We start from the raw sequence: 12,841 nt of genomic DNA, 5'->3' as shown, positions 1-12,841 counted from the left end.
CTCCCCTCAAGTGCCGCCAGAACGCGGTGAGCACGCACTCTAACAGCACGGGCGGCGCGGCAATTTGCGCTGCGTATCAGACTGGAAGCGAGCCGCTCAAACTCAAGGCCTGGTAGACCGCATACAGTGCCAAAGCGGCAAAACCGATGGCGGCGACTCGGCGAATCAACGTGAGTGGCATGCGGTCTGCGGCGAAATTGCCGGCCAGTACCACCGGTACGTTGGCGATCAGCATGCCCAGCGTGGTGCCTATGATCACCAGGATGAAATCGGGGTATTGCGCAGCGAGCATGACGGTCGCCACCTGGGTCTTGTCTCCCATCTCCGCCAGAAAGAAGGCGATTAGCGTGGCGACGAAGGGGCCAAACTGGCGACCGCGTGAGGCTTCGTCCTCCTCCAGTTTGTCCGGCACCAGCGTCCACAACGCCACGGCTGCAAAGGATGCGGCCAGAATCCAGCTGAGGATGGCCGGGGAGACCAGCGACGAAACCCAGTTTCCGATGGCTCCTGCAGCGGCATGGTTGGCCAGCGTGGCGATAACGATGCCCCAGATGATCGGCTGCGGGCGCCTATAGCGGGCTGCCAGCAACAGTGCGAGCAGCTGTGTCTTGTCGCCAATTTCGGCGAGCGCAACGATCAAGGTGGGGATATAGAACGATTCCAAACGAACTTCCTTGCGAGGGCGGGTCGACAAAATCACCATGACACGCACCGCCTGCCCGCCCCGGGTCAGGTGTACGTGTCATGGGTCTTGTCAAACCGAGCGCGAGCTGCAGGCAGGTCGCGCGGGTCGCATGCACCATGGTCTGCGGACCAAGTATGTTGACGCATGCCGGGCGAGCAGGGCGCTCGCCGGAGACTACTCCCCCAGGACGGGCGCGAGTTTGCCCAAGCGCGGCGCGTTGTGCAAGTCAGCCCCGTGAACGTTCACGAGCGTTGCGCACGGTAAACGCGAAAGCCGTCCGCATTGACCAGGGTCTCGCAGGCGCCCAGATGGGCCTCGATCAACGGCGGATATTTGAGAAAGGAATTGGCGACCAGGCGCAGCTCGCCGCCAGATCGCAGGTGGCTGGCGGCGCGTTGCAACAACGTTTCGCTGGCTGCGTAATGGGTATGTACACCCTGATGGAACGGCGGGTTGCTAATGATTGCGGCACAGTCGTCCGGTGCCGCGTCAATGCCATCCCCGGCGATGACCTCAGCATCCAGGTCGTTGGCCGCCAGCGTCATGCGGCTGCTTTCGACGGCGAACGCGTCAACATCCAGCAGTACTACTTCATTCCCCGGATAACGCCTTTTCAGCGACGCGCCAATGATCCCGGCACCGCAACCGAAGTCCAGCAACCGCCCGGTTGGCAGGCCGTCGAGCTGTTCCAGCAGCAGCGCAGTGCCCCGATCGAGACGGCCGTGGCTGAATACGCCGGGCAGGCTGATGACTTGCAGCGGGCCGTCCGCCAACTCGAGCTCGAAGCGTTGAGCGAGGGTGTGCAGCTCTGGCGCGGGCGGGCTGTTCACCACCTTGACCTGCCACAGCTGGCAATGGCGGGCGCTGTCAAGTTTGCGCGCTTCGCCGAACGGCGCCAGCTGTCGGGCGGCTCGCTCGATCCCGGCACGTTTTTCTCCGACCAGATACAGCAGACTGCCCGCCAGGCGGGCCGCGAGCGCGCTCAGCAAGTAATCGGTCAGTTCGCGTGACTTGGGTAGAAATAGCACCGCTGCGTCGAAAGCGGCGGCAGGCGGCTCGACGCCGAATGTGCAGCGCCCAGCGAAGCGAGCTTGCAGCTGATTATGCTCACCGGCATGCCAGCTCCAGCCCCTGGCGCTCGGCAACTGGCCGAGCAGATCATCGGCCGGCAAGCCGGCGAGCAGCAGGCCGCCATTGAACAGTTCGGCCTGGCGCAGCAGTACTTCGCTTCGGGGGTCCATGAGGTCTCCGGGCAAAAGCTGGCGAGCTTAGCAGTCTGACCGCAGAGCGTCAGCCGACCTGTCGTTGCGGCGCGCCGGCAAAAAACGCCTCGGCGTTCTCGCATAGCTGGCCAACGATGCGCTGCCTGGCTTCGCGGCTGCCCCAGGCGCTGTGCGGCGTCACGATCAGGCGCGGTACGTCTGCGGCCAGCAGCGGGTTGTCATTGGCCGGTGGTTCGCTGGTGAGCACATCAGTGGCGGCGCCGCCCAGATGCCCGCTACGTAGTGTATCCGCCAGCGCCTGCTCGTCGATCAGGCCACCCCGGGCGGTGTTGATGATGAACGCTGAGGGCTTCATCAGCTGGAGTTCGCGGGCGCCGATGAGGTTGCGTGTCTGTTCGGTCAGTGGGCAGTGCAAGGTCAGTGCGTCGATCTGCGGCAACAGCTCGTCGAGATCCAGGCGATCGGCGCGTGGGGGCCGCCCTGGCAGATTGCCGGTCAGTACGCGCATGCCCAATGCCTCGGCCAGCCGTCCTACGGCGCTACCCAGCTCGCCATGACCGAGCACGCCGAGGCTCTTGCCGGCCAATTCGACGATGGGGAAGTCCAGCAGGCAGAATTGCCCACTTTCCTGCCAGCGGCCACGGGCCACGGCGCCCTGGTAGTCAGGTAGTCGCGTGGCCAGCGCGAGCAGTAGCATTAACGTGTGCTGGGCCACGGTGGCGGTGCCATAGGCTTGGCAATTACACACCGTAATGCCGCGCTGTTTGGCGGCGGCCAGGTCGATGTTGTTTACTCCAGTGGCGGCAACCAGAACTAGCTTTAGGTCCGGGCAGGCGGCGAACACCGCGTCGCTCAGGGCGACCTTGTTGACGATGGCGATTTCCGCGCCTTGCAGCCGATCGATAATTTGCGTGTCGCTGGTCTGCGCATGGCAGATCAGTTCACCAAAGGCTGACTGCAACGGCGTCAGATCCAGGTCGCCCTGGTCGAGAGGAGATAGGTCGAGGAATACAGCGCGGCTATTGCTCATGGACTTTACTCGTATGAATCAGCGGGAGGATGTCCCGCCCTGGGAATAGCGGAGTGGCTAGATGTACTGGATGGAGTTTCTCACCGTGGCGCTGGTTCACCTGCTTGCCGTGGCCAGCCCCGGGCCAGACTTTGCCGTGGTCGTGCGTGAAAGCGTGACTCGTGGTCAGCGAAGCGGCAGCTGGACAGCCATCGGTGTGGGCAGCGGCATTCTGTTGCACGTGAGTTATTCATTGCTCGGGATTGGCCTGATCGTCTCGCAGTCGATCGTGCTGTTCAACCTATTCAAGTGGTTGGCGGCCGGTTATCTGTTCTATCTGGGCTTTCAGGCGTTGCGCGCAAGGCCCGTTGGGGTCGGTGATCTGCCTCCGTCGGGTGCAGGGGCGCCACATTCTCACCGGCGAGCTTTCATGCTGGGGTTCGTCACCAATGGCCTGAATCCTAAGGCCACGCTGTTTTTTCTTTCTCTATTCACAGTAGTTATCGACCCTCATACACCGCTCGCCGTTCAGGCGGGCTATGGGTTATATCTGGCGTTCGCCACCGGCGTGTGGTTTTGCCTGGTGGCCTGGCTATTCAGCCGTGAGCGCGTGCGGGCAGGGTTCGCCCGTATGGGCCATTGGTTCGATCGTGTCACTGGCGCGGTGCTGATCGGTCTTGGTATCCGCCTAGCGGCAAGTGAGATCGCCTGATTTGCGGTCTGCTTGCGATGCACAGCGAGGCCTCGATGCGTTGAGCGGTTGTCCGGTTGATTGTCGAAGTGGAGCGCCGCGCGCTGGCTTGCGCGGCGAATGTCCGGTGCCAGAGCTAGAGTGCGTCTCATAACATCAATAATAGGAAGCCCTATGTTGCAGACCCGAGTGATCAAACCCGCCGCGAATGCCTACCAGTACCCCCTGTTGATCAAGAGCCTATTGTTGTCGGGTCGGCGCTATGAGCGCACGCGCGAGATCGTCTACCGCGACCAGCTGCGTTTTGATTACCGCACGCTCAACCAACGTATCGCTCGGCTTGCCAACGTGTTGACCGCCGCGGGGGTCAAGGCCGGCGATACCGTGGCGGTGATGGATTGGGACAGCCATCGCTATCTCGAGTGCATGTTCGCGATCCCGATGATCGGCGCGGTTGTTCATACCATCAACGTACGGCTGTCTCCCGAGCAGATCCTCTACACCATGAATCACGCCGAGGATCGCTTCGTTCTCGTCAACAGCGAATTCGCACCCCTGTATCAGGCAATCGCCGGGCAGCTCACCACGGTCGACAAAACCCTGCTGATTACCGATGCAGAGGACAAAAACTGCCAATTGCCGAACTGCGTCGGCGAATATGAAACTCTGCTGGCGGCCGCCGAGCCACACTACGACTTCCCGGACTTCGATGAAGACTCGGTTGCCACGACCTTTTACACCACTGGCACCACGGGTGACCCCAAGGGCGTCTACTTCACCCACCGCCAGCTGGTGCTGCACACGCTCGCCGGCGCGGTGACGGTCGGCTGTCGCGAGAATCCCCAGCTGATGGCGGCGGGAGACGTCTACATGCCAATCACGCCGATGTTCCACGTGCATGCCTGGGGCTTGCCTTACGTGGCGACAATGATGGGGCTCAAGCAGGTCTATCCGGGGCGTTATGATCCGGAACTGCTGATCGAACTGTGGCGTCGCGAAAAAGTGACCTTCTCTCATTGCGTACCGACCATAGTGCAGATGCTACTCAACGCCAAGGGCGCGCAGGGCACGAATTTCAACGGGTGGAAAATTACCATCGGCGGCAGCGCACTGACCCGCGGTCTCTACGAATCGGCCCGTGCCTGCGGCATGCAGCTGGTAGCCGCCTATGGCATGTCGGAAACCTGTCCGCTGATTTCCGGCGCCCATATCAACGACGAGTTGCGTCAGGCCAGTGAAGACGAGCAGACCAGCTACCGGCTCAAGGCCGGGATTCCGGTGGTACTGGTCGATGCAGCCATTCAGGCGCCGGACGGCAGCTTTCTGCCGGCCGACGGTGTGGCCCAAGGCGAGCTGGTGCTGCGTGCGCCGTGGCTGACTCAGGGCTACGCTGGCAACCCGCAGAAGAGCGAGGAATTGTGGGCCGGCGGCTGGTTGCATACCGGTGACGTGGCCACCATCGACGAGATGGGCAACATCGACATCCGCGATCGCATCAAGGACGTGATCAAGACCGGCGGCGAGTGGATCTCTTCCCTGGCGCTGGAGGGGCTGATCAGCCGCCACGAGGCGGTACGCGACGTGGCGGTGGTGGGTGTCCCCGACGAGCGCTGGGGTGAAAGACCTTTCGCTCTGGTGGTGCTTGGCGCGGGTAAACAGCTCGATGCGCAGACGTTGCAGGCCTTTCTTGAACCTGCGGTAGAGCAGGGACAGATCAACAAGTGGGCTATCCCGCAGCAGATCGCGGTAGTCGCTGACATTCCCAAGACCAGTGTCGGCAAGCTCGACAAGAAACGCATTCGGGTCGATATCGCCAGCTGGCTGCAAGAAGGCAACAGCGCCATCTCCTCGGTCTAGGGCCAGCGAAACCTCAGCAGGCCCTGGGTTTTCCTTGCTCAGGTTCCAGCATGCCGCGGACCTTTTCTTCGAGGTCCGTGATGGTGAATGGCTTGGTCAGGACCTCGTAATCGTACATGGCGGTGCTGCGTTGCAGCACCGAACTCTCGGCGTATCCGGTGATGAACAGCACGCGCATGGAGGGGCGCTTTTCCCGTGTGGCATCAGCGAGCTGGCGCCCGTTCATGCCACCGGGCAAGCCGATATCCGAAATCAGCAGGTCCAGATGCACATCGCTGTCGAGAATCCGCAGGCCGCTATGGCCGTCGGCGGCCTCGAGGGTGTTCAGGCCCATGTCCTGCAGGACTTCCATCACCAGAGCGCGCACGTTGGGTTCGTCATCCACTACCAGGACGGTGCGACCTTCGACCGAAGCGGGCGCCAGGTCGGCGGAGGTCGGCGCATTCAGGCTGGCCGATTGGCCGTGGTGGCGGGGCAGGTAGATCCAGACACGGGTCCCTTCTCCCACCGTGCTCTCGATACGTACGCCGCCGCCTGATTGCTTGGCGAACCCGTAGACCATGGACAAGCCGAGGCCGGTGCCTTCACCGAGGGGTTTGGTGGTAAAGAACGGATCGAAGACGTAGCCGAGCTTCTCTGGCGGGATCCCCACGCCCGTATCGTGGACCCCGAGCGCGACATACTCGCCGGTTTGCAGCCCCAGCTCCTGGACGAGGGGGCCGTCAAGCCAAAGATTTTCGCTGACTAGGGTCAACTGGCCTCCATCAGGCATGGCATCGCGGGCGTTGATGGTCAGATTCAGCAGCGCGTTTTCTAGCTGGTTGGTATCGCATAGGGTCAGCCAGAGATCGTCGCGCAGTCGCGTCGAATAGCTCACCATGGGACCGATTGTGCGCTGCAGCAGCTCCATCATCCCTTCGATCAGGGCGTTCACCTCGGTGGGGCTGGGGTCAAGCGTTTGCCGGCGCGAAAACGCCAGCAGGCGGTGAGTCAGAGCGGTTGCCCGAGTCGCGGATGTGAGTGCGCTGCGGATGTAGCGTTGCAGATCGTTGGTGCGGCCTTGCTGCAGGCGAAGCGATAGAAGCTCCAGCGAGCCGATCACCCCCGCCAAGAGGTTGTTGAAGTCGTGGGCGAGGCCGCCGGTCAGTTGGCCGACTGCTTCCATCTTCTGTGACTGACGCAGTGCTGCCTCGGTCTTCGCGCGTGCGGCGACCTCTGCGTTGACACGCTGCTCCAGGGTCTCATTGAGACGGTGCAATGCGCGTTCGGTACGTTTGTGCTGGGTAATATCGAGACAGGCCCCGACCATGTAAGAGGGCCTGCCGTTGGCATCGGTGAATGTCTGGCCCTTGTCGAAGATCCAGCGCTCGTTACCGCCTGGCAGTCGGACCCGGAACTGCATTTCGAAGTCATCGCCGTAGCGCGCACAGCGCTCGCACTGCTGGGTAATGCCGTCTCGATCGTCCGGATGGATGGTGTCGAGCAAGTCGTCGAGCCAGCCCGAGGTGAGGCCCTCCAGGCCGACCAGCCGCTGCATGGGAAGATCCATGTCCAGGCGGTTGTTGCGCAAATCCCAATAGAAGGTGCCGGTTCCGGAGGCTAGCAGCGCGGCATTCAGGCGCTCGTCACTCTCGCGCAGGCGCAGCGCTGCCGACTCCTGTTCGAGCAGGCTTTCTGTGACGTCTTCGGCTTGATGGATGATGAAACAGACCCGCCCCTGCTCATCCAGCACCGGCACATTGACCACGTCCCAGTATCGATTTTCATAACTATCGCCCTGCGGGCGTCGCAGTGGATAGCCGACCGTCTTCATCTCTTGAGGGCGACCCGTGCGCGCCACTTCGGCCAGCGACGCGCGCAGCAGGCTGACGCCCGGCGGGTTAAACGATTCGCCGCCGTTGAAAACCTCGAACAGCGGGCGGCCAATGACGTCCTCACGTTGCGTCATGGTTGCCCGCAAGCGCTCATCGCTCGCAGCGACCATCGTGTAGTCGGCATCATTGGCAACCACAAGAAAGATTCCAGGCAGGGCATCAAAGATCCGCTGCAGATCCGCTATGTCGATGGCTCGGCTCTCCGGCTGAATGGCACGCTTCTGCGTGTTGTCTAGGTTACTGATAGCTGATGCGGAAGATCGATCTAATGAGGATAAGGTGTTGAACACGATCATTCGCTGATCGGCGAAATCTTTCCCGTCGGCCCGCTGCAATGCAACAGCATGATCGTTACGATCCGCTGACCGGCAAGTGGTCGTGCGGACCTGGTGGCAATCCGGACGCGACTCCTTCCCGAGTCAGTAACTGTGATTGAAGAAACGTCTGCATCATTCACGCCCAAGCGCATCTCGGCCATTCTGGCCGTCCGGCCAGACTTACGAACTGACCGGTGCCGCCTCGCATCCATGGGTGAACAGTTCCCCTGGGACGTTCTGAAGCAGCAATACGGCTTTGTTCGGTGTGCCCGATACGCCGAACAAAGCCGGATACCGGTCGTTGACGACGTGTTTGGCTTGCGGCTTTGGTATGTCATCGTAGGCGGCAATTATGCCACCAATGCATGATCGATCCGGCGCGGCTGTATCGTCTCGATGCATGCCATGGTGAAGGGAGTATGGGCTACAGATGCGGTTGGATGACGAGATATGAAAGAAGCTTTTTCCACCCCTGAACCGCGCCGGGTTTCGTCGGCACGTTCCGGTTCTGCCTCCGGCTCAGTGTTAACCTAGCCATGCATTTCAGCCTGCTAACGGATCGTCTTCGGCAGGCTGGCGTCCCTGAGATTAAGGAAGTAACCATGAAAAAGCTCAGCAACCTGACCGCATTCGCCGCCACCATCGCTCTGCTGGCCGGCTGTACTACCAATCCTTATACCGGCGAGCGGGAGGCCGGCAAAGCAGGCATCTACGGCGGTATCGGTGCGGTCAGCGGCGCAGTGATCGGTGCCGCGACCTCCAGCAAGAAGGACCGCGCCAAAGGCGCTCTGATCGGGGCGACAGTCGGTGGGGCCGCTGGTGGCGGCTATGGTTACTACGTCGATACCCAGGAAGCCAAGCTGCGTCAGACGCTGCAGGGGACTGGCGTCCAGGTTCAGCGTGACGGCGATAACCTGACGCTGATCATGCCGGGCAATATCACCTTCCCGAGCAACTCGGCGGATATTTCCAGCAGCTTCTATCCGACGCTGAATTCGTTGGTCCAAGTGTTCAAGGAATTCAACAAGAACGGCATTGATATCGTCGGCCATACCGACAGCACTGGCTCGCAACAACTCAATCAGGAACTGTCCAACCGCCGTGCACGTAGTGTCGCCGCCTATTTGGAAGGCAACGGCGTCGCCGCTTCGCGGATCTCGTCCTATGGCGCCGGCCCGAGCCAGCCGATCGCCAGCAACGATACCGCTTCCGGACGGGCTCAGAATCGCCGTGTAGAGATCAATCTGCGTCCGCTTTAACCGTTTCGAGCAGACGAGCCTGCAATGGGCTCGTCTACGCCATTTAAGTGGCGTCAGTTTTACACCTTTTTCCATTTGCTATTGAACCTCCCGCCGATCCGCGACTCTGAAGCTGGTGACAGCGAGCCATGTAGTGGCACTGAGGAGGTCGAATGGATGATCGTTCCGCTCTCCATTCTCGTAAGCCTTGGCTGCCATTGGTAGTTACGTTGGCCTTGATGGCCGGGCTCGGAGGATGGGTCGTCTGGCAGTGGCATGCGCAGGAAACACGCATTCGTGCTGAGCAGGCGCAGCGGTTCAACCTGGCGGTCAATGACGTCGAAAGTAATCTGCGTGAGCGCATGCGTGCCTACGAGATGGTCATGCGCGGCCTGGCCGGGCTTTTCGTCGGCAGCGACGACGTCAGTCTCGGGGACTGGAACCGGGCGGCGGACCAGTTGCAGCTTCAGGATTTCTACCCCGGCATCCAGGCGATCGCTCTGGCTCGTTACGTGCGCGCGGACGACCTGCCAGCGGTCCTTGCCAGGATGCAAGAGAACGGCCGTAGCGATTTCCGCATGTACCCGCCCGGGAAGCGCGACGAGTATCTGATTACGGACTATATCCACCCGGTTGATTGGCGAAACCGCCGGGTGTTGGGCTTCGACATGTTGAGCGAAGAGACCCGTAGGGAAGCCATCATCGCTGCGCGCAACATTGGCACGCCGATGCTCACTGGTCCTCTGCGTCTGAAGCAGGAAACAGAGGAGAACGCCCAGAGGGGTATATTGCTATACCTTCCGCTCTATCGCGTTGGCGTACCCATCACAACCCTCGAAGAGCGTCAGAGCGCCTTTGCCGGGACGTTACATGGTGCTTTCCGGCTTACCGATCTGTTGGAAGGCGTGCTGGGTTCGCGCAGCAAGTTGTTCCAGCTGCAGCTGTTCGATGCCGCAGCCCCGGATGAACCTTTGCTGGTGGGTCGTGCGCCGGTGAGCAGCGACGCGAGCTTCCATCGCACCCGAAACATCTACCTGTACGGCCGCAGTTGGCAGCTGGAAGTAGCCAGTACACCGGAATACGAAGCCATCCTGGAACGGACCAGCGGAGCCTTCGATCTGGCGGCGGCATTGACCGCAGCGTTGCTGTTCTCCCTGCTGATTGGCGGTTACCTGTATCTGCGTGAACGGGCCCTGCGCAGCAGTCAGGCGCTTGGTGCGCAGCTTCAGGAGCGTGAGGCACGGTTCCGTCAGCTGATCGAACAACTGCCAGTTGCGACACTGTTGTGCAATGACCAGGGCCGAATAGAGCTGGCCAACCAGAGCGCCGCGGCATTGTTTGGCAGCAGCGCCGGCTTGCTCGCTGGTGAGCGCCTCAACCGTTATGTTCCCGGCGCCCTCGGCGAATCATCTGGCGTGCAGCGGCTGGAAGCCAGCCACGAGGAAAGCCAGGCACTGCGGGAGGATGGCACCCCCATACCGGTGTCGCTGAGTCTGACCAGCTTCAGGCGCGATGATGGTGTTCACCATTTGCTCAATCTGGTCGATCTGCAGCAGCGCAAGCGTGACGAAGAGCGTTTCCGCAATGTGGTCGAAGCCTCGCCGAACGCCTTCCTGCTGTTCGACCATGACGGACGTATCGTCATGGTCAACCGGCAGACTGAACTGCTGTTCGGCTTTAGCCGACAAGAGCTGCTCGGCCAGCCGGTTGAGCTGCTGATTCCCGAGTCGATGCGCAAGACGTACCACGAGGTGCGCCATCGTTTCGCACAGGAGCCCGAGTCGCGTCGGTTGGGTGACAACCGTGAGCTGTTCGGTCGGCACCGAGATGGCCGCCTGTTGCCTGTGGAGATCGGCCTTTCGCCGCTGCGCAGCGGCGAAGAACAACTGGTGCAGGCCGTGGTGATCGATATCGGGCACCGCAAGGCTGCGGAGCGACGCCTGCGGGATCAAGCGAACGAGCTGATCGTCGCGAATCGCTACAAGTCCGAGTTCCTCGCGAACATGTCCCACGAACTTCGCACACCGCTCAATAGCATCCTGATCCTGAGTGATCAGCTGAGACAGAACGCCGCGAGCAACCTGACCGACAAGCAGGTTCGTCATGCCGACATCATTCATCGTGCCGGACAGGATCTGCTGCAGCTGATTAACGACGTGCTCGACCTGGCCAAGATCGAGGCCGGCCATATGCAGATCAAGCCGGAGCCGCTTGATGTGACCGAGCTGCTGGCGGAAGTCGTGATCGGGCTCGAGCCGATGGCCGAGCAGAACGGGCTGACCCTCACGTCTCGAATCGATCCGGATGTGCCCGCATCAATCATCAGTGACCGGGCCCGGCTGCAACAGATCCTGCGCAATCTGGTCACCAATGCCTTGAAGTTCACCGAACAGGGCTCTGTGGATATCCATGTTGCGCGCAAACCAGCCGAGCTGCCTGCGGATGAAGACACGCTGCAGATCTGCGTGACCGATACCGGCATTGGTATCGCCGAGGACCAGCACGAACGAATCTTCCAGGCTTTCCAGCAGATCGACGGTTCGATCAGTCGGCAATACGGCGGCACGGGACTGGGCCTGGCGATCGCACGGCAACTGGCCGAAGTGCTGGGCGGCGGTATTCATCTCAGAAGCGCCCCGGGTCAGGGATCAAGTTTCACCGTCGAGGTCCCGCTGAAGCTGGCTGCGACCACTGAGGTCCGGACGCTGCGGACGTCCCATCGCCGCGGTCAGGGTGCCGGTCTGCTGATCGTTGAAGACGATGCCGATTTCGCGTCGGTGGTGGCCGAGGTTGGCCAATCCCATGGTTTTTCCAGCGTCATCTGCGGCTCTGGACAGGAGGGGCTCGACGCGCTCGAACGGGACCGTTTCGCAGCGGTCATTCTCGATATCCTGCTGCCCGATATCAGTGGCTGGCAACTTCATCGGGTGCTGCGAGCCGATCCCCGGCACCGGGACACGCCGGTATACATCATTTCTTGTGTGCCACAGCCGCAAGGCTGGTCCGATGATAATTCTCGTTACCTGCTCAAGCCCGTCGCTCAGTCGGAGCTGGAGCGCCTGTTCGTTGATCTGGCGAGACAGGAAGGCAGCTCGACGCGATTGCTGCTGGTCGAAACCGATTCGGAACGGCGCCGGCAGCTACGTGAGCATTTCGAACGTCTCGGCTACCGAGTCACCGACTGCGAGCGTAGCGAAGAGGCTCGGCTAGCCTATGCGGAGCACACCTTCACGGTGTTGATCATCGACTTCGACCTGGATGGCGAAGATGGCCTCGATCTGCTCGAGGCGCTCGACCGTTTGCGCTCGTTGAAGGATGTACGAGTGGTGCTGAATAGCCGTGAACCGCTTTCGGAAAAGAATCTGCAGCGGCTTCGGCGCTATTCATCAGTTGCGTTGTCAAAAACAGAAGGACTGGAGCATATGGAAGATGCATTGAAGCCTCCCGCGGCAGAGCCCGCGGCGCTGGGCATCGAAGAAATAGGGCATCCGTTGCTCGGGCAGCGGGTATTGCTGGTAGATTCTGACGTGCGGGCGATCTACGCCATCAGCGCGATGCTCGATGAGCAGGGCCTGCAGGTTGTTCCCGCCACGACGAGTACCGAGGCGCTAGAGCGTTTCGATGACGACGCGTTTGATTTGGCCTTGGTAGACATGGCACTGCCGAACAATGACGGCCCTGCACTGATTCGCCAACTCCGAAACGACTATGGTTGTCAGGTGCCGATCGTGGCGCTGGCAGCCGGTGCCGACCCGGCCATTCGAGCTGAGGGCATTGCCGCAGGCGCCGACGATTTTCTCTTCAAGCCGATTGAGAGCGCCAAACTGGTCGAGTTGTTGCGACGTTGCCTGGGGCGAGATGACGGCTCCCATGAAAGTCTATAAGGAGAGGTTTGTGACGTATCGTTCATGCCCAATTGGCGTTCGTGCCGACGCCGTCGAAGTCGG

The 12,841-nt window shown here is 61.2% G+C and carries 8 protein-coding genes and 1 riboswitch; of the genes, 4 read left to right on the top strand and 4 right to left on the bottom strand.

Annotated elements, in window-relative coordinates:
• Positions 1-76 precede the first annotated feature (76 nt).
• The 3 genes from H3028_RS03585 to H3028_RS03575 all read right to left on the bottom strand — a co-directional run bounded on the left by H3028_RS03585 (position 77) and on the right by H3028_RS03575 (position 2,938).
• Entirely contained in the window at positions 77-664 is a 588-nt protein-coding gene (locus tag H3028_RS03585; protein WP_181295696.1) for a TMEM165/GDT1 family protein, read from the bottom strand.
• Between the two features lie 92 nt (positions 665-756).
• Positions 757-887, bottom strand: a riboswitch (yybP-ykoY riboswitch).
• A gap of 40 nt (positions 888-927) precedes the next feature.
• Positions 928-1,926, bottom strand: coding sequence for a class I SAM-dependent methyltransferase (locus H3028_RS03580; RefSeq protein ID WP_181295695.1), 999 nt, complete (start codon positions 1,924-1,926; stop codon positions 928-930).
• Positions 1,927-1,975: 49 nt separating this feature from the next.
• Positions 1,976-2,938: a 2-hydroxyacid dehydrogenase gene (locus tag H3028_RS03575; RefSeq protein WP_181295694.1), complete on the bottom strand. Its 963-nt coding sequence runs from the start codon at positions 2,936-2,938 to the stop codon at positions 1,976-1,978.
• 61 nt (positions 2,939-2,999) lie between these two features.
• Here H3028_RS03575 and H3028_RS03570 point away from each other — a divergent pair, with 61 nt between their 5' ends.
• Both H3028_RS03570 and H3028_RS03565 read left to right on the top strand, forming a co-directional pair.
• Positions 3,000-3,629, top strand: coding sequence for a LysE family translocator (locus H3028_RS03570; protein ID WP_181295693.1), 630 nt, complete (start codon positions 3,000-3,002; stop codon positions 3,627-3,629).
• Positions 3,630-3,782: 153 nt separating this feature from the next.
• Complete coding sequence (locus tag H3028_RS03565; protein WP_181295692.1) at positions 3,783-5,465, top strand: fatty acid--CoA ligase; 1,683 nt, start codon at positions 3,783-3,785, stop codon at positions 5,463-5,465.
• A gap of 13 nt (positions 5,466-5,478) precedes the next feature.
• On the opposite strand, the gene H3028_RS03560 is transcribed toward H3028_RS03565, so the two are convergent.
• Entirely contained in the window at positions 5,479-7,635 is a 2,157-nt protein-coding gene (locus H3028_RS03560; protein ID WP_219919813.1) for a PAS domain-containing sensor histidine kinase, read from the bottom strand.
• A gap of 623 nt (positions 7,636-8,258) precedes the next feature.
• On the opposite strand from H3028_RS03560, the gene H3028_RS03555 reads away from it, so the two are divergent.
• Both H3028_RS03555 and H3028_RS03550 read left to right on the top strand, forming a co-directional pair.
• On the top strand, positions 8,259-8,915 hold the full coding sequence (locus H3028_RS03555) for an OmpA family protein (RefSeq protein ID WP_181295691.1): 657 nt from the start codon (positions 8,259-8,261) through the stop codon (positions 8,913-8,915).
• 152 nt (positions 8,916-9,067) lie between these two features.
• Positions 9,068-12,778, top strand: coding sequence for a CHASE domain-containing protein (locus H3028_RS03550; protein ID WP_181295690.1), 3,711 nt, complete (start codon positions 9,068-9,070; stop codon positions 12,776-12,778).
• Positions 12,779-12,841: the final 63 nt, after the last annotated feature.

It is taken from the genome of Pseudomonas sp. Q2-TVG4-2, from assembly GCF_013620795.1.
Lineage (GTDB): Bacteria > Pseudomonadota > Gammaproteobacteria > Pseudomonadales > Pseudomonadaceae > Stutzerimonas.
This window is presented reverse-complemented; position numbering and strand designations above follow the sequence as displayed.

Excerpts from the sequence above, each read along its gene's own strand:
- H3028_RS03580 (WP_181295695.1), bottom strand. The coding sequence starts at position 1,926 with ATGGACCCCCGAAGCGAAGTACTGCTGCGCCAGGCCGAACTGTTCAAT.
- H3028_RS03575 (WP_181295694.1), bottom strand. The coding sequence starts at position 2,938 with ATGAGCAATAGCCGCGCTGTATTCCTCGACCTATCTCCTCTCGACCAG.
- H3028_RS03570 (WP_181295693.1), top strand. The coding sequence starts at position 3,000 with ATGTACTGGATGGAGTTTCTCACCGTGGCGCTGGTTCACCTGCTTGCC.
- H3028_RS03565 (WP_181295692.1), top strand. The coding sequence starts at position 3,783 with ATGTTGCAGACCCGAGTGATCAAACCCGCCGCGAATGCCTACCAGTAC.
- H3028_RS03560 (WP_219919813.1), bottom strand. The coding sequence starts at position 7,635 with ATGATCGTGTTCAACACCTTATCCTCATTAGATCGATCTTCCGCATCA.
- H3028_RS03555 (WP_181295691.1), top strand. The coding sequence starts at position 8,259 with ATGAAAAAGCTCAGCAACCTGACCGCATTCGCCGCCACCATCGCTCTG.
- H3028_RS03550 (WP_181295690.1), top strand. The coding sequence starts at position 9,068 with ATGGATGATCGTTCCGCTCTCCATTCTCGTAAGCCTTGGCTGCCATTG.